This window comes from Curtobacterium sp. MCBD17_032, from assembly GCF_003234855.1.
GTDB lineage: Bacteria > Actinomycetota > Actinomycetes > Actinomycetales > Microbacteriaceae > Curtobacterium.
Map to the genome: position 1 here is coordinate 31818 of NZ_QKTO01000016.1, position 16398 is coordinate 48215.

Genomic DNA, 16398 nt, shown 5'->3' on the forward strand with positions numbered 1-16398 from the left:
CTTGGCAGCGCGGCGACCGGGCGCGGCAGCCCGCGTTCGGGCGACACCCCGGCATCGGTCGCGCTCCCCCGGTGTGGCAGCATGCGGGACGTGACTGCGCACCGGCGGCGTTGCACGCTCGCCGCGCGATGGCTTCGCCGCTCAGCCCCGCGGCGCCACCAATTCGATGAACCGCGACAGCAGCGCCAGCCCCGGGATCGACGGCGGCAGCGCGGTCGTCAGCGCCGGCGAGTGCACGAGGTACGCCGCCCACTTGGCCCGCGACAGCGCCACGTTCAAGCGGTTCGGCATGAGCAGGAAATCGAGCCCGCGTGGGATGTCGGCTGCGCTCGACGCGGCCAGCGAGGTGATGGACACCACGGCCTCCCGGCCCTGGAACAGGTCGACGGTCCCGACCTGCGTGCCGCGGAAGCCGGCGGTGTCCAGTGCCGCACGGATGACCGCACCCTGCGCGTTGTAGGGCGCGACGACGATGACGTCCTCGTCGGTGAGCGTGCGTGTGCCGTGCTCGTCCGTCCAGGTCCGCCCGACGACGTCCGCGACGAGCGCGACGACTTGCGCCGCTTCCTCCGGCGACGAGGTCGTGTTGCCCGCGTGCACGACGGGCACCGGGTGCACGCCGGGGTCGATCCCGTCGAGGTGCCGCCCCGACACCATCGACGCGAGCTGCCCGTCGTAGGACAGCCCGGAGACGGCCGCGGTCAGCGCCGGCTCCATCCGCCGGGTCTTGGCGAGGAAGTAGCCGAACTCCGGCGGCAGCACGTGCTCGCCGTCCGCCAGCCATCCGAGCGCAGACTCGTCGACCGGCTCGGGGTGCGACCCCTGCGACACCTGGGGCAGCTGCTGCGGGTCCCCGAGCAGCAGCAGACGGGAGGCGGCGATCGCGGAGGCGATGGTCGGCGCGAGGGAGAACTGCCCGGCCTCGTCGACGACGAGCAGGTCGAGGGAACGCCGGCCGATCGTCGCATCGTTCGCGAACGTCCACGCCGTCCCGCCGACGACCCCGCCGGTGCCGGTGTCTTCGCACGACTGCAGGAACGCGGCGATCGCGGCACCGTTCTTCACGGGGGTCCACCGTGCGGCCTCGATCTCCTCGGCGTCGGCACCGCTCTTCGGCTGCTTCACGACACGATCGGCAGGCACCCCGGCGGCGATGACGGCGTCGAGGAAGTTCTCGCTCGTCGCATGGGATTGCCCGACAACGCCGACCCGCCACCCGTGCTCGCGCACGAGCTTCGCCACGACGTTCGACCCGACGTACGTCTTGCCGGTGCCGGGAGGCCCCTGGATCGCGAGGTACGACCGGTCCAGTCCGAGCAGGGTCGCCACCACGGCGCCCACCGTGTCGTCGCCCGTGACCTCCGCGAGGGCCCCGCGCGGCGGCACCCTGCGGAGGAGGTCGAGCGCCGGGTCGGGCAGCATCTCGGGCAGGGCGTCGAGCACCTCGGCGCCCCACTCGGCGATGGCCTCGGGCTGCGGCTTCGCCCGTGGGGGCGACGAGGGCGCGAGCGCGACCGGGAAGTCCGCGTGCGGTTCTCCCCCGCCGACCGGCATGCGTTCGAGGAGCAGCACCTCGGTGGCGTCGCCGTTGTCCCACACCTCCAGGATCACCGCTCGGTCCGTGGCGGCCTTTGAGCCCGGGCCGGGCGCGGTGAGCGACGCTGGGAGTGGGTCGTCGTACACGAGGTGGGGCGAGCCTCCCGGCCGGAGCCGCGAGCCCGGCGCGAGCGTCCCCGACACCCGGATCTCCCGGGAGAGCGAGCGGGCGCGCGGCAGCGTCGCCCAGTCGCGCTCGACGGACGCGCGTTGGACGACCAGGACGTCCCGCGTGTCGGCCCACTCGTCGACCGGGTTGCGGAGGCGGTCGAAGTGGTCCTGCCAGAACGTCTTCGCCTCGCGGCGGTGGTAGTCGATCGCGGCTGCGGCGAGCGCGAGCGCGGTCTGGTCGGGCGTGCGGTCGAGGGCGTCGACGTCGCCGAGGTACTCGGTCAGCGCGACCGTGACCGGGTTCGGCTCGCGCTCGACCGGGATGGGCGGGAGGCCCTCGAGCTCGGTCGTCAGCGTGGCGTCGGGCGCGTGCTCGGCGCGCAGCCCGAGCAACCAATCCCGCAGGCGCAGCGTCGACCGGCAGTCGTAGGCGTTGTAGTCGGCGACCTGGTCGAGCTGCCGCTGCCCCTCGGCGGGGTCGCCGGTGCGGAGCTCCTCGATCGCGTCGACGTAGGCGGTGATGCTGTCGGCCGCGTTCGTCACGTCGCTCAGGCGCAGGTCGTCGCCCATGTAGAGCGGCTCGAGCTTCTTGATCGAGTAGCTGCGGCTGCCGACGACCAGGGCCTTCCGCACGATCGGGTACAGGTCCACCAGGACGCCGGCGCGCAGCAGGTCGTCGACCGCGTCCTCCCCCACCCCGTGCCGGGCGGCGAGGGACAGCAGGTGCGTCCGCTCGTACGCGGCGTAGTGGTAGATGTGCATGTCCGGAAACTGCTCGCGGCGATCGGCGATGAACGCGAGGAAGTCCAGGAGCGCCTGTCGCTCGTCGCGGATCGTGTGCGCCCAGAACGCGCGGAACTCGGCCTGGTCGTCGACGAGGCCGAACAGGTAGTCGAGGCCCCAGTGCACGCCGTCCTCGGTGTGGAGGGGGTCGCCCTCGAAGTCGAAGAAGACGTCCCCCGGGTCGGGTGCCGGGATGGCGTCGAGGGCACGCGGGTCGAGCACCTCGAAGGCCGGTCTCGCTTGTTCGGCTTGTCCGGCCGCGCGCTCCGTCTGGATCTGGAGGCTCGCCTGCCGCACCAGACGGTCCAGCGTCGTCTTCGACATGGTCGCCACCGGCGCGGTCCGGACCGCCAGGTCGTCGATCGACCGCACACCCTGCCGGATCAGCTTCGTCCGCTGGTCGAGGCGCATGCCGGCGACGATGACCAGGTCGCGGTGTCGCTGCACCTCCTGCTGGCAGGCGGAACACCGGCCGCAGCTGGACCAGCGCGGGTCACCCCACTGCAGGGCGTCCTGTGCGTGGAGTCGCTCGTCGATCACCCGGATCAACTCGGCCCGCTGCGTGCGGTACACCGGGACGATGTCGGCCAGGTTATGCGTGGTCGTCGTCCGGTCACCGAGGACCAGGTGCACCTGCTGCCCGGTCGGGATGTCGTTCGCCCGCATCTGCTCGGCGTAGGCAGCGAGCTGCAACAGGGCGCTGATCTTGGCGTGGCGGGCGAGCTTGGTGTCGTAGACCTCGTACTCGCCGCGGTCGTTGCGGATGATGAAGTCGGCGAAGCCGATGAAGCCCGTGCCGTCTGCGGACGCCGGGACGTGGAACGTCGGTTGGAAGAGGACATCCGCGCCGTCCCGCATCGCTCTCAGGGCTTGCTCCGCCGCTTCGGCGTACTGCGGCGGCGCCGGGCGGTCGAACTCCACGACGTCGTGGGTGTGCTTCAGGATCTCGAGGTGGTCGAGCTCGTGCTGGTCCCCCAGGCGGGCCGTCCGGTCGAGCATGTCGTCGTGCTCGTCCGGCAGGGGTTCGCCGAGGCCGAGCCTGACGCCGAGGCGGCGGAGGAACGCCCACTCGCAGGTCGCCCACGTGGTGAGGTCGCTCGGGCTGAGCAGGGCTCGGCCGTCCTCGGTGATCTGCATGCGGTCCTCCTTCCGGTCACAGCCAAGCCTAGGAGCGGGCGCCGACACCATCGGCCGGAGCCCGGGAGCCTCGGTCGGTCGGGCATCACATCGCAGCTGCGCGACATACCACTGTTGCGCTCGCTGGCTGGAATGTGGAATGTTGCGGGGTGTCGGGCGCTCGCCCGCATGAGGGTGAGGAGACACCATGACCACGCTGACCACGATCCCGCTGGCTGCCGCCGCGCGAGCGTCCGCACTCGACGGCGACCTGATGCAACGGGTGACGGCGAGTCGGAACCCCGTGCTCATCATCGTCATCGCTGCCGCGATCATCGTCGGTCTCGGCTTCGTCGCCTACCTGCAGGTCCAGTGCATGTCGCACGGCTACCGGGCCTTCAACGCGGTCGTCTCCGTCCAGTGGCACGGCGCGGTCAACGCGACGGTGAAGTTCAGCTGCGTCAAGTGACGGCCGTGCCGGTCCCCGATCCACTCCTCGCGGAGAACTGCCGCAAGGAGTACCGCACCGGCACCCGCGCGCTGGCCGGGGTCGACCTCTGCGTCGAGCCCGGCCGCCTCGTGGCGCTGCTCGGCCCGAACGGCTCCGGCAAGTCGACCCTGATCCACGGCATCGTGGGCCTGCACGAGGTCGACGCCGACGTGCTGGCGCTCGCCGGTCACGACGTCGACACCGTCGCAGCCAAGCGCTCCCTCGGCTTCGTACCGGACGAGTTGCCCATCCCGCTGTCCCTGACCGGCGGCGAGTACCTCGACCACCTCGAACGACTGCGGCTGAGCGCGGGCAAGCAGGGACGCGACCGGGGCAGGGCGCGACCGGACGGATGCACGACCGCAGCGTGGCGGGACGCCCTGGTCGAGGAACTCGCCCTCGGCCCGCACCTCGGCAAGTTCATCGGCGACATGTCGCACGGCACGAAGAAGAAACTGCAGCTCGTCGCCGCGGTGGAGCACGTGCCCGACCTCCTCGTGCTCGACGAACCGTTCCGTGGCCTCGACCCACGATCCGTCGTCGTGATCCGCGCCGTGCTCGACGCACTGCGGTCGCGCGGCACGGGGATCCTCGTCGCGACGCACGACGTCCTCGCTGCCGAGCACTGGTTCGACCGGGTCGTGATCCTGCACGACGGCGTGGTGCTCGCAGACGGCCCTCCCGCCGACCTTGTCGCCGAGCACGGCGTCGACTCCCTCGAGGCCGTGCTCCTCCGCACCGTCGGCGCTCCGCCCACCGACACCGTCCGCGCCCGCCTGCACGACCACCTCTCCGAAGGAGCCCGTCCATGACCCCGGTGCGCATCGGCATCACCGTCCTCGCCGCCGCGTTCGGCGCCGGCCTCGTCATCGCGCTGATCGCCGCCGGCAGCGTCGCACTCGCCGTCGGCACCGCCGCCGACGTCCACGTCCCCGGTCTCATCGACGTCACCGCCGGCGCGGGCGACGACCTGGCCAGCGCGTCCTTCGGCAGCGGCGTGCTCCTGTGGTTCGGGGGCATCGCAGCAGGCCTCACCGGGGCCGGGCTCGTCCGTCCGTGGCTCGCTCGCCGGTCGACCGCCTCCTGGCCGCGCCGTGACGCGTGAGCTCGTCGCGATGGTCCGCCTGGTCCACGCGGCCTGGCGTGGCGACCTCACGCGCAGCGTGACCGGATCACGCGTCCTGACCACCGGCCTGGAGGCGCTCCTCGCCCTGGTCGTGACGGGCTGGCTGGCGCTGTCGGTCACCATGGTGAGCCCGGGACCGGTCGCCGTGCCGGCGGCTGCGCAGTTCCAGCTGCTCGACGACGCGATCCAGGGAGCCGTACTGGTCAGCGCCTGCATCGCCTGTGTCTGCACGGTCCTGATGCCCACGTCACGCGCCCTCAGCACGATGCTCGCTGCGGTTCCGGTCGCACCCGCGGCCCGGGCGATCGGCACAACCGTGCCCGTGCTGGCGATCAGTACGATCGGCGGACCGGTGGTCGTCGCACCGTTGCTCGCGGGCGCGGTCCGTCTGTCCAGGCTGCCCATCGCCGTCAGTGCGGTGGCCCTCGTCCCGTGTGCGGCACTCGCGGCGGCCCTGGCAGCGAGCGCCGTCATCCGGGTGCTCGCTGCGGCGGCGAGCAGCTGGGGACTCGCCGAGGCCGTCGGGACGACGGTTGCCACCGCGGTGACCCTCGTGCTCGCAGGGTTCGCCGTGGTCGGTGTCCGGACGGTGAGCATGCCGTCCGACGCGGCGGGCGGCTCCTGGCCGCTCGCACTCCGGGTCGCCTCGGTGGCACTCGCCCTCGCCGCAGCGACGGTCGTGTTCCTCGCCAGCAGTCTGCTGCATGAGCCCGTCGCGCCGGGGGTGGTCCGGTTCCTCGCGCGTCACGGTCGCACCGTGGCACGGCGGTCCCCGGCAGCGGTCGACCTCCTGCTCTGGGTCCGCGATCCCGCAGCCCTCTCGACCCTGCTGCTCATGACCCTGCTGGTCGTCGGCACATGGATCGCCACGGAGCGCGGCATCGCGTGGTCGGAGGCACTGGCGGGTCCGGTGCTGCTCGGTGTGCCGTGTGCCATCGGCCTCGTGCACTACGGCACTGACCGGACGACGTCGTGGCGACGGAGCGCGGTGCGCCCGATCGAGCGCGACGGGTGGGCGGCGATGAGGGTCGCGCAGGGCATCGCGGTCGCACTCGCCGGAGCGGTCCCGACCGCGATGCTGCTCCTCCCGCCGGACCTCGGCCCGGACGGCCAGCAGGTGCGGTCGGTCGTCGTGCTCGCGGCGAGCGCCGGGGTGATGGCCGGCGTGCTGCTCCCGAGCGACCTGGAGTTGCCCGGCGCCGCCGTGCTCGCAGCGCTCGTCGCAGCACTGCTCGTTGCAGTCCCGATGTGGGTCATGACGCACGCGTTCCCCCTCCAGCACCGACCGATCGCGGTCCTCGGGATCGCTGTCGTCCTGATGCTGCTCACGCCGCTCGTCATCCAGGCTCGACGTCGACGAGCGGTGTCCGCGTGACGACGTTCGCGCTCCACGACGGGGTCACCCTCGAACCCGCCGCGAGCGAGGCGACGTCCTCTCGTCCGGGAACGGGCACCGTCCGCGTCACCGACACCGCGACCGGGATCGACGCCCTGGTGGCTGCGCCGGATCTCCCCCGCTTCCTGCTCGACAACGCGCTCGCCCGGCCGCCGAGGCGCAGCGCGACCCCATGCCCGTGGGGACGTGCACGCCGGACGCGAGCCGAGCCTCCCGGCTGCCGCAGTGCCTGCGAGGCGACCGTCCTCGCGCTCGTGCGTGCTGGTGGGCCCCTCGTGCTCGTCAGCGGGCTCGCCCTCAGCGGTGGGTTCGTCTTGCTGCATGCACCGCCGCGGTGGGTCGCGGCGGCGGCGTTCGCGCCGGTCCTGGTGCTGCTCGTGACGATCGCGCACGAGGCGGGCCACTGGGTGGCGCTCCGGGTGCTCGTCGATGGTCGGGCGGGGGCGATCCTCGTCGACTGGCGGACGTGTGCGGTCCTGCACGGCGACCTGGCGCATCCCCAGGACCGCTGGGTCGCGGCGGCCGGTCCAGCGGCCGGGCTGGTCGCCGGGATCGGGAGCATCGCGGTGACGCATTTCGATCCGATCGGTGCGTGGACGAGCGCGGTGCTCGTGGCGGTGAACCTCCTCGGGTTGCTGCCGGTGACGGCGGACGGGCAGCGGGTGTTCAGGTCACGGCCGTGAGAGTGAAGCGGCGGGACCCGGCGTCCGTCGTCCCCTACGGTGACCGGATGGAATCCTCTGATCGGAACCGCGAGCTGCTCCGGAAGAACGCGAACCTGCTCATCGACCACGGCGCGAAGGGCCCGTCGGTGGCGGCCGAACTCGGCCTGCTCGTCGCCGCCAGGAAGGGCACCGAGGGCGTCGGCGGCAGGCTCGCCCTCACGCCGAGCGCACTCTTCTTCCACGCTCACGCGGGAAACCGCGTGCGACCCGACTTCGGCATCCCCCTCGACGAGATCGCTGCGCTCCGCGATGTCTCGCGGGGACTGTCCCGGCAGCTCGAGGTCGAACTACTGAGCGGCACCCGCGCCCGCTTCGTGGTGTGGGGCGTTCCTCGACTCATCGCCGCGATCGACGAGGCTCGCGCCGCGCTCTGACAGAGACGGGCATCCCTTCAGCCCGCCGCACACCGGCTCACGATGCCAGCCGTACGAACCTCGGGCCGTCGGACCCGTCGCGCGACACATGGGCGGTGAACTCAGCGAGCCCACGTACCCAGTGCCCGTGTTCGCCGTACAACGCCTGGTACACGACCACCGGCTTCTCGGTCTCGACGTCCTTCGCCACGAGCACGACCTCGTACTCCCCGCCCGTGAAGTGCCGGTACCCCCCAGGAGTCACGTCGTCGCTCACCCTCCGGATGGTACGGAGACGACCGTCTGCGGGCCGAACTCGAAGCCTCCGGCCGACGCACTCGGTACGATCGCCGTCGGAGGGGGAACGATGAGCGACAGCATCAACACGTGGGGCGGCAGCGCGACCAAGGCGGAGGTGGCGCCGATGATCGTCGTGCGACGACCGCTGTTCCCCGGGGTGATCTTCTTCGTCCTCGGCGTGGCCCGCCTGCCTGTTGTTCGCGTCGGCGCTCGCTGCTGGTCGCATCAACGTGTACGACCGGCACTACGACGTGAAGTCCGGCTTCGGGAAGTTCCGCCGGCGCGAGGTCGACGACATCCACACGCTCAGTCTCGGGAAGCAGTCGAACGGCAGTGTGACGTTCATCAGCCTCACCGCCTGGAACGAGCAGCGGAAGAAGCAGTTCATGGTGTTCACGAACTACCGCGGGTTCAGCGAGTTCACTGCATGGCTCGGCGAGCGACGGCCCGAGCAGTGGGCGGAGTGCGAGCGGCTGGGCGTTGCGGACTGACCGCCGGATGCTGGAGCGTCGAAGCGGTCGGTCCGCGTCTTCTCCTGGTGTTGCGGGGATGGACGAGTACGGGCGGATCACCCGGCGGACGTGGCGCCGGACGGTGGTCATCGCCGTCGTCGGTCTGATCGTCGGCGGGGTCGCTGGATGGCTCGTCGGACACGATGCTCCGGCCTCGCCGACCGTGCTCGCGACGCTGGGTCCCGCGTTCGCGCTCGGCGGCCTTGCCGGGGGCATCTCCATCATCGTGACGAGCCTCGGCATCTCGATGAGGATGCGTGCGCGGATGCAGGGGCTCCCCGCTTCCGCCCGACGGACGGTCACGCAAGCGATCAAGACGGGCACCCCGATCGAACCGGCGGGATCTGAGCTCGGCTGGCGCGCATTCGACCAAGCCCGGTTGATGGCGGCGTACCATCCGCTGGCGTTCGGACAATTCCTGCTGCTCTCCCTCGGGATCGTCGGGCCGCAGTTGTCACTGTTGGTCCGCGAGGAGGTGTTCTCCGCCTGGCTCAGCCGCATCACGTGCTCGGTGCTCGTCGTGGCGGCAGTGGTGCTGACTCCATTGCTCGTTCGGAGTTCTCGGAGGGCCCGGCGCTACGTCCTGCTCGCATCGGCGTGAGACAGTCCTGCCGCTTCCTCGAGGCATGGCTCGGCGAGGTGTGAACGCGTCCGGTGCCCGTCGGGGCACTCCAAGACCACACCGCTGTCGGACGGTTGCCAGGGCTACCGACCCTTGGATCGGCACCCCGCCGATAGCACCCGCGTCACAGGAGTCAACACCCTCGCGTTCCACTCCTGCACGACGTATGGTCCTCGCATGACCGTCGCCCTCTCGCTCGCGGTCGTCGCTGGTGTCCTCGCCCTCGCGACGGTCCTCGGCCTGCTGCTCCGCAGCCGGACCGGCCGAGCCCATCCGGTCGCGGCTGACGCTGGTGACGGATCGACGTCGGTGGCCGACCTCGCTAGCCGGGAGGCGTTCGGCACCGCCGCCACGCTACTCCAGTTCTCCACGCCAACCTGCGCACGCTGCCCCGCCACAGCGAGACAGCTCGACGCGGTCGCCGCATCGAAGTCGACGGCACATGGCCTAGACCGCGTCCGACGGCTCGAGATCAACCTCGCCGAACGACCGGAACTCGCGCGTCGCTTCGACGTGATGCAGACGCCGACCGTGCTACTCGTGGACGGGTCACACACCGTCCGAGCCCGCTTCGGCGGACCGCCCCGCCAACCCGAACTCGTCGCCGCGCTCGACGCCGTCCTCACCGAGGAGCACTCGTGACCACCTCCCCCGCACCGCCCCGCGAGGTCGACCCGCGTTCGCCCCGCTTCGGCGCCGCGATCACGACGGTCCTGCTCGCGATCGACATCGTCCTCACCCTCAACGACGGCACACGGGCGATCGGCATCGTGCTCCTCGCCGTCATCGCCGCGCTGTTCGCCTGGGGCGGCTTCGCCGGCATCGCGCGGCACCCGTACGGCGCGCTGTTTCGCCGACTCGTGCGCCCGCGACTCGGCCCGCCCGCCGAGCTCGAGGCTGCTGAGCCCCCGACGTTCGCGCAGCGGGTCGGGCTCGTGGTGACCGGGGTCGCACTCGTCCTGGCGCTCATCGGCGTCCCCTACGCAGCTCCGGTCGGTGCTGCCATCGCGCTGGTCGCAGCGTTCCTCAACGCAGCGTTCGACGTCTGCATCGGGTGCATGATGTACGTCTGGCTGGTGCGGGTAGGGGTGTTCCGCAGCCGCAGCAGCGTGGCGTGACACGAGCTGAGTTCGTGCAGAACCCTCCTCTGCCGGCGCCCGTCAGCTGACCGAAGATCGGTACGCTCGCGGCATGTTCCTCGACGCACCGCGCGGCTTCTGTGTTCCTGCAGTGCTCGCCACTCGGAACGACATGCTGGCGACGGCAGAAGGCACCCTCCCGCTCGAGGCATGGGCGCGCAGTGTCGAGGAAAAGCGTCGCTCTCAGAAGCCGGACATCGTCCTGCCGCAGTTCGACCCGGCGGAGTCCGGCATCGAGGCGCGAGTACTGCTGCTCCTTGAAGCACCGGGCCCGAGGACCGTGCCCGGATGGGGCGGGTCCGGGTTCATCTCAGTCGACGACGACGACCCGACAGCCCAGAACGTCTGGACGACTCGCAACGCTGTGGGTCTCCACGAGCACGTACTCGCTTGGAACATCGTGCCGTGGGTACTCGGCCGCGCGTCGGTGAAGCCGACCGGTCAGGAGATCGAGCAAGGGGCGAGCGAGTTGCGGGGCTTGCTGGACCTACTGCCCGAGCTCCGCGTCATCGTCCTCGCTGGGCGGAAGGCGCAAGACGGTTGGGACGCCCACCTCGAAGTCGAGCTCGGCCGCCGGTATCGGGCGCTCCGCACCGTGCATCCCGCCGGACAGTCGTTCGCGCAGGTCGGTGCTCGGGAGAGGTTCACCGCGACCCTGGCAAAGGTCGTTGAACTCGCGCGCTGAGCCCGGCGCCGGATGCCCCCCATGGCAGCTTCCGACGCTAGCACCGGCAGCTCGTGCTCAGCGGGCTTCGACCGCCTGCTCGGACCTCGTGACGACGTCGTCCGCTCGAGTCTCCGGCCACCCCATGCAAGATCGCCCGCCACTCATCGGGCAGCGCCGCCGCCCAATACAGCGCTACCGCCCCAGACTGGTGAGCATGGGCTGGACGCCTCAGACATGGATGGCCCGCGTCTCACGCAGTCCAGGGGCCGCAAAACTCAGTTCCCAACAAAAGATTCAGCCATAGCTCGCCGAGGCAGCACTATCGCTCCCCCGGAGCTGACCCGTGCCACAGGCGACGAGCATAAGCACCGCGAGGACTCGAATTCGTGTCTACTGCAACCAGACGCAGGGCGCCGACACTTGATATAAGATCACAAGGCAGGCATGATGCGAAGAAGCAACACGACCACCGAATCAGGAAGCCCAATAGTGCGCATCACACCGCTACTACAACCGTACATGCCGACCGACACAGCCTTGGCCGTTTTGCAGCGGTGGCTCTCCGAACGTCCCGCGGGCGAAGTCACAATGGTAAGCGCCTGGGGAAAAGCGTCCGCGTTGTCCCTGCTCGAGGAATCCATCGCTTCCTTCAAGGCCGATGGCGGGAGACTGGAATTGTTCCTCGGACTCAGCCAAGGCGGCGCTACCGAGCAAGGCCTAGAGATGGCCCTGGACCTCGCAAACAAAACTTATGTCATTTTTGACCCCTCCGGTCGCACATTCCATCCAAAGCTCTATCTTCATCGGGACGCGCGGAGTTTTAGTGCCCTGATCGGATCGCAGAACCTCACAGCCGGTGGGCTACAAACAAACTACGAAGCCGGACTATTGATAGAGGGGACTTTTTTCAATCGGGACGATATGGAGGTCCTGGGGAAACTAGAGGACTACGTCGAAACCCTGAGAGTAGACGTTGATATCTGCAAGCCGCTCGACGAGCGCCTCCTCAAAGCACTGATTGCTGACCCGGCGATTCCAATCGGTAGCGAGGCAACTTCAGAGAACGAGGCCCCCTCCGCCGAACGGTCGGGCGCAGAGACGAGCCTATTTGCTCCCTCCGCAATGCAACTAGTATATGGACACCGGCGGAGGCGGCCAACGTCTAGGTCGATCCGCGCGCCACAACCTCAGGGAGAGGTCAATGCGTTACGTCAGTACGATGTCAACGAGAACACCGGGGCCTTCTGGTCGAAGAGGTTGCCACGATCCGATGCAATGCGGCTTCCAAACGCCCATCCAACCGCTCACCTCGCTCTCACGCAAGCAGGTTATCCGATAGACCCGGCAGTCTACTTTCGAAACGACTTCTTTGCGGGTTGTGAGTGGATTCCGACGCTTGACCGCGACCGGCTTCGGGAAGAAGCACTTGTGCCTTTCACCGTGAGAGGACTATTCAGATCCGTTCGGACCGTACAACTTCAGATCGACCACACACCAAGCTGGCAATCCTCGCAAGGCAACAGAGCTACATCTATCCGCTGGGGAGATCTATTTCCCGTGTTACGAGAAGAGGTCGACGTGACCGGGCTCGAGCTGGTTATCGAACGATCAGTTCACCAGACATTTCAGATGACATTCACTCACAATTTCAATTAGGCCTGACTCGCCAATGGTGAAGCCGTTCGGTGGCCTCGATAATCATTTGCACGTTTTCGGCTCCGGCCCGGTTCTCGAGCGCAGCACGGCCGGAGAGGTACGCCTCCTCGACATTTCCCGACGCAAGCGCGCCAGCAATACTGAGAAGGTCCGATTCGGGCCTTCTCAGATCAGACATTAGGACGGAGTTGGCTTCGTTCGGCACCAGAACCATGACTCCACCCCCGAGTGAATGCACTTCAGAGGCAATCGACAGTTGCGTCAAGGGCGAATACCAATTTAGTACGAACTGCTCGACGGCCCCGCTTATAAGGTAGCCACATAACAAGCTGTTCGACGCCGTGAGCTCGGCGTCGTTTATCAGGACAAGAGGACTTTCACTGAAGACCGTCATGATGAGGTCGGGAATCTCAACCGTGGGGACGCGAAACCATGGGTCCCGTCGGCTCGCCTTGTACCCACTCGAAACGCCAAGCTGCTCGCCATACCTGACGTAGCGAAGTTCACCATCGGACAACTCACCGCCGGTGGGAAGCCAAAGCTCATCCACCGCACTTTCAGGAAGCTTCGAGGTCGATAATCCGTGACCCTTCAGTCGCCGCCCGTTTGTAATCGACTTCCGCAGCGATGCCGCCGGTAAATCATATGCTTCCGCAACTTCGCTCGGCGGATGGAAGAAGTCCTTATCCCCGGCGACATAGCCTATACGAAAGCGCATGAGATCACTTGCTGGCGTCAGAGAGCCAGCAAACTCTTCTTGCAGCATTGACCAAACATCTGAGCCCGCGAGGGCGCGCTGGAAGCTTCGCTCCCCCGAAACAATCTTTGAAATCTGAATATCCGACTGCACATTCGGACGTGACTCGATTAGATCCGGAACAGATTCGTAAGCCTCAAACTTCACACTTTGAGTTGCACCGCCGTGCCCACTGGCAAGCAAGAGTATGACATCTTGATTTAAATCGGGGAACAAGCGCTGACGAACTCGCACCACCCGAAGTTCCTCGAACTGCGTGGAGAGCCACCCCCAATATTTCCGAGCGTACCTCACATAAGTAAAATCTGATGGGAGCACCATTGCTAGCATTCCACCGCGGTTCAGGAATGAGATAGAATGTATGAGAAACGGTAGCCAAAGACTCGCTGATGGAGACAACAGCTCCCCAGTCGATTGGAAAACGACCTTCCGCGATTGACGCTTAGTTTCCTCATCTAAGTGACGAAGCCGCACATAAGGCGGATTCGCCATGACGGCGTCAACTGGCTCGGCTTCCAGTGCAAGGAAATTTCCAGAGCGAATCTCCGAGGGGAGTAGATCGGACGCAAGCCGTGCCCGTTTGACGGCCTGCACATCTAGTTCCGCGCCGATCCACGTGACACGCTCTAACCCGAGTTTCTCGGCCTGCTCATTCACCGCGACGATGAACGCAGCATCACCGAAGCTCGGTTCAAGAAAGCTTCTAGCTCCTGCCCTGAGCAGCCAGTCTGCGAGAAAATGAGCAGTATCAGAGGGGGTGTAGAAGCGGCCTGCAGCACGATCGCGAGCCAGAGAGACGGTCCGATTATTAGAATACCCCTCATGGTGGTACCGCGCAGCTTCGCGACTGACTTCCGATCGCAACCACACAGCGCCCCCGTTCAGCTGAGCGACTGGAGCGGGCAGCCACGACACTTGTCGTCGGCGCCAGCTCCTGATGGTCGAAGCGGACACCTGGAAGATGCTCGCGGTCTGCGCCACGTCGACTAGCTGCTCGGTCGGGTTTGACGTTGACTCGTGCACCGCTCGATCCTACTGCAACGCAGGCGTTGCCTGGGCTGGCTCACCGCGAAGGTGATCAGGCTAGGAGATTGTTGAAGGTCAACGGCGGGGCGACGAACCCCCACTATGCGGGCCATCGGTCCTGCGTCACCAGAACCTGTGTTTTACTCACTGAGTGACTACAGCTTGGGATGCCCTCAATGAAGACTTCGCTCCCCACAAGATCGGCAACAGAACAGACAGTACAGCCATGCTCGCTTGGTACCTACGCAATGTCGAGCGCCTAGACGACGAGTATATTTCGGACTACATTTGCGACGGGAACGGCGACAAAGGCATCGACGCACTCGTGGTGAATGACAGCGAATCTGAAATAACCATCTATCAAGCTAAGCGCATGGATTCTCCTTCAAAGACGCAAGGAGACAAGGATCTAAAGCATTTTGTGGGAGCTGCTCAATATTTTGCGTCGGAGGAGACCGTTCGAGGGCTTTTGGAAAGCAAGCCTCGCGACGAGCTCCGCCGCCTTCTACTTCGAAACGACGTCCAATCCAAGGTGGCTCAAGGGTATCGAGTCAAACGCCTCGTTTATGTGACCAATTCGCTCCTTGACAGCTCCGGGGACGGCTACGTCGATGCGATGGTCACTCAGGAGCCAAGTCTCGATGTGTGGGATCAGACTCGACTTGCAGCTGTGGCGGAACGGGTACGGCGGGAAGGTATGCGGCCCGAGCGAGTAACGCTCCGCGCGACCACTGCCCCAATAATCGACGATCTCGGAGGCAAAGCGAAACTCGCTGTCGCTCTGATTCCAGCCAAGGAGCTACTAAACCTTCCAGGAATCGCCGACATGACGCTGTTCAGTCGTAACGTTCGCCTCTCCGCTGGCAACACCAGGATCAATCGTGAACTTGCAGAGACAGTGGATAACGCTGCTGAGCACGATATATTTCCCGCAGCGCACAATGGCATAACGATGCTCACATTGGGGCTTGCCGCGCGCGGGAGAACCATAAAGCTGAATTCCGTGAGTGTAGTCAACGGCTGCCAGTCTATGCTCGCCCTGCATAAGGCCGAAAAGTCGCTCTCCGATTCATTGAAGTTGTTGGTCAAAATTGTCGAACTCCCGAGTGCGGGTAGCAACCTGAGCGACACGATCACCTACCGCGCGAATAATCAAAATGCGGTCAATATGCGGGATCAGCGGTCAACAGACACAACGCAACTCGATCTGAAGCGCCAAGTCACCAAAACCTTCTCCGGAACATTTGCGTACGTCATCAAGACTGGGGAACTGACGACTAATCTCGAAGTTCTGGACAACACCTTGGCAGCGCAGCTCATTGTTGCAGTCCTCCGCCAACGTCCATGGGCCGCCGTACGAAAGGTTCGCTTGTTTGACGAGGACTATCATGAGGTTTTCAAGCAGGACATCACGGCATACTCTCTACGTTTCCTCTTTCTGCTCAATGCCGCTGTTGAGGCGGCTCGAGACGACCTGAAGGGCGAATTGCGCTCCTCCTTCGCCTCTGTAAAGTTCACTCTTGCCTCGCTAACTACCGACCTTCTTCGGTTGTCGGCTCATGGCATAGGATTGATAAACGACCCTGCGAGGTGGATCCCGGGACGAGAAGATGCCGTACGGGACAAGCTGATTTCCTTGACGCGCGAAGTAGTGACTCATTTGAACGCGTACGTTGACGATCAACAAAAGTTGGCCGGCGAGCAAGGTCTCGATTTCGACGCGAAGACGGTTTTCAAAAGCCAGCAGGGCGTGAGCCCTCTCCAAACAAGGGTCACGATGTTGGGCCGTTGGATGGGTGACCGCGATGAGGAATATCTGTTCAACATTGCGCCGGTCTGATTCGCATCTTTCGCCATAGTTCTGGATGCGGCGGGCAAACGCTTACCGTGAGCGAGAGGAGGCGCGGCACCACCCGGCCCCGCGCCTCCTTCTCCTCCATTCCAGCATCAACTCACCGAGTGAGCACGAACCGCCCCGCGTCCCCCAGCTTCCAACCGCTCGTGCGCCGCCGAAGCCCGCACG

16 protein-coding genes are annotated in these 16398 nt (G+C 66.4%); 13 read left to right on the plus strand and 3 right to left on the minus strand.

Annotated elements, in window-relative coordinates:
- Nucleotides 1-141 precede the first annotated feature (141 nt).
- The gene (locus tag DEI91_RS14675; protein WP_111053004.1) at nt 142-3627 is read right to left on the minus strand and encodes a bifunctional RecB family nuclease/DEAD/DEAH box helicase; all 3486 of its coding nucleotides are present in this window, start codon (nt 3625-3627) and stop codon (nt 142-144) included.
- A 187-nt stretch (nt 3628-3814) separates the two neighbouring features.
- Here DEI91_RS14675 and DEI91_RS16360 point away from each other — a divergent pair, with 187 nt between their 5' ends.
- From DEI91_RS16360 to DEI91_RS14700, 6 genes are read left to right on the plus strand one after another with little or no spacing between them, the layout of a single operon-like run.
- Entirely contained in the window at nt 3815-4075 is a 261-nt protein-coding gene (locus tag DEI91_RS16360) for a hypothetical protein (RefSeq protein ID WP_181439633.1), read from the plus strand.
- Entirely contained in the window at nt 4072-4908 is an 837-nt protein-coding gene (locus tag DEI91_RS14680) for an ABC transporter ATP-binding protein (RefSeq protein WP_181439634.1), read from the plus strand. The genes DEI91_RS16360 and DEI91_RS14680 overlap by 4 nt, the downstream gene beginning before the upstream one ends.
- A complete protein-coding gene (locus tag DEI91_RS14685) occupies nt 4905-5201 on the plus strand; it encodes a hypothetical protein (protein WP_111053006.1) in 297 nt (98 codons plus the stop codon). The genes DEI91_RS14680 and DEI91_RS14685 overlap by 4 nt, the downstream gene beginning before the upstream one ends.
- Complete coding sequence (locus DEI91_RS14690) at nt 5191-6597, plus strand: hypothetical protein (protein ID WP_111053007.1); 1407 nt, start codon at nt 5191-5193, stop codon at nt 6595-6597. The genes DEI91_RS14685 and DEI91_RS14690 overlap by 11 nt, the downstream gene beginning before the upstream one ends.
- Nucleotides 6594-7301 carry a hypothetical protein gene (locus tag DEI91_RS14695; protein ID WP_111053008.1) on the plus strand — a complete coding sequence of 236 codons (708 nt, stop codon included), beginning with the start codon at nt 6594-6596 and terminating at the stop codon, nt 7299-7301. The genes DEI91_RS14690 and DEI91_RS14695 overlap by 4 nt, the downstream gene beginning before the upstream one ends.
- A gap of 47 nt (nt 7302-7348) precedes the next feature.
- On the plus strand, nt 7349-7717 hold the full coding sequence (locus tag DEI91_RS14700) for a hypothetical protein (protein WP_146244316.1): 369 nt from the start codon (nt 7349-7351) through the stop codon (nt 7715-7717).
- Between the two features lie 37 nt (nt 7718-7754).
- On the opposite strand, the gene DEI91_RS14705 is transcribed toward DEI91_RS14700, so the two are convergent.
- Nucleotides 7755-7973, minus strand: a complete 219-nt coding sequence (locus DEI91_RS14705; RefSeq protein WP_258374451.1) for a DUF1653 domain-containing protein — start codon at nt 7971-7973, stop codon at nt 7755-7757.
- 253 nt (nt 7974-8226) lie between these two features.
- Between DEI91_RS14705 and DEI91_RS14710 the strand changes: the two genes are divergently transcribed.
- The 6 genes from DEI91_RS14710 to DEI91_RS14735 all read left to right on the plus strand — a co-directional run bounded on the left by DEI91_RS14710 (nt 8227) and on the right by DEI91_RS14735 (nt 12592).
- Entirely contained in the window at nt 8227-8487 is a 261-nt protein-coding gene (locus DEI91_RS14710; RefSeq protein WP_146244317.1) for a hypothetical protein, read from the plus strand.
- A gap of 58 nt (nt 8488-8545) precedes the next feature.
- Nucleotides 8546-9109 carry a hypothetical protein gene (locus DEI91_RS14715; protein WP_111053011.1) on the plus strand — a complete coding sequence of 188 codons (564 nt, stop codon included), beginning with the start codon at nt 8546-8548 and terminating at the stop codon, nt 9107-9109.
- A gap of 198 nt (nt 9110-9307) precedes the next feature.
- A complete protein-coding gene (locus DEI91_RS14720) occupies nt 9308-9772 on the plus strand; it encodes a co-chaperone YbbN (protein WP_111053012.1) in 465 nt (154 codons plus the stop codon).
- A complete protein-coding gene (locus DEI91_RS14725; protein ID WP_111053013.1) occupies nt 9769-10248 on the plus strand; it encodes a DUF4395 domain-containing protein in 480 nt (159 codons plus the stop codon). The genes DEI91_RS14720 and DEI91_RS14725 overlap by 4 nt, the downstream gene beginning before the upstream one ends.
- A gap of 73 nt (nt 10249-10321) precedes the next feature.
- Complete coding sequence (locus DEI91_RS14730; RefSeq protein WP_111053014.1) at nt 10322-10954, plus strand: uracil-DNA glycosylase; 633 nt, start codon at nt 10322-10324, stop codon at nt 10952-10954.
- A gap of 471 nt (nt 10955-11425) precedes the next feature.
- Nucleotides 11426-12592 (plus strand): phospholipase D family protein, encoded by a 1167-nt coding sequence (locus DEI91_RS14735; protein WP_220038099.1) that lies wholly within the window; start codon nt 11426-11428, stop codon nt 12590-12592.
- Here DEI91_RS14735 and DEI91_RS14740 read toward each other — a convergent pair.
- A complete protein-coding gene (locus tag DEI91_RS14740) occupies nt 12585-14372 on the minus strand; it encodes an N-6 DNA methylase (protein ID WP_111053016.1) in 1788 nt (595 codons plus the stop codon). The two genes, DEI91_RS14735 and DEI91_RS14740, sit on opposite strands and share 8 nt — an antisense overlap.
- Nucleotides 14373-14526: 154 nt before the next feature.
- On the opposite strand from DEI91_RS14740, the gene DEI91_RS14745 reads away from it, so the two are divergent.
- Nucleotides 14527-16215, plus strand: a complete 1689-nt coding sequence (locus DEI91_RS14745; RefSeq protein WP_181439636.1) for an AIPR family protein — start codon at nt 14527-14529, stop codon at nt 16213-16215.
- The last annotated feature ends 183 nt before the right edge of the window (nt 16216-16398 follow it).

Bases quoted from the DNA above. Each gene is read 5' to 3' on its own strand.
- DEI91_RS14675 (WP_111053004.1), bottom strand. From the start codon at position 3,627: ATGCAGATCACCGAGGACGGCCGAGCCCTGCTCAGCCCGAGCGACCTC.
- DEI91_RS16360 (WP_181439633.1), top strand. From the start codon at position 3,815: ATGACCACGCTGACCACGATCCCGCTGGCTGCCGCCGCGCGAGCGTCC.
- DEI91_RS14685 (WP_111053006.1), top strand. From the start codon at position 4,905: ATGACCCCGGTGCGCATCGGCATCACCGTCCTCGCCGCCGCGTTCGGC.
- DEI91_RS14700 (WP_146244316.1), top strand. From the start codon at position 7,349: ATGGAATCCTCTGATCGGAACCGCGAGCTGCTCCGGAAGAACGCGAAC.
- DEI91_RS14715 (WP_111053011.1), top strand. From the start codon at position 8,546: ATGGACGAGTACGGGCGGATCACCCGGCGGACGTGGCGCCGGACGGTG.
- DEI91_RS14720 (WP_111053012.1), top strand. From the start codon at position 9,308: ATGACCGTCGCCCTCTCGCTCGCGGTCGTCGCTGGTGTCCTCGCCCTC.
- DEI91_RS14730 (WP_111053014.1), top strand. From the start codon at position 10,322: ATGTTCCTCGACGCACCGCGCGGCTTCTGTGTTCCTGCAGTGCTCGCC.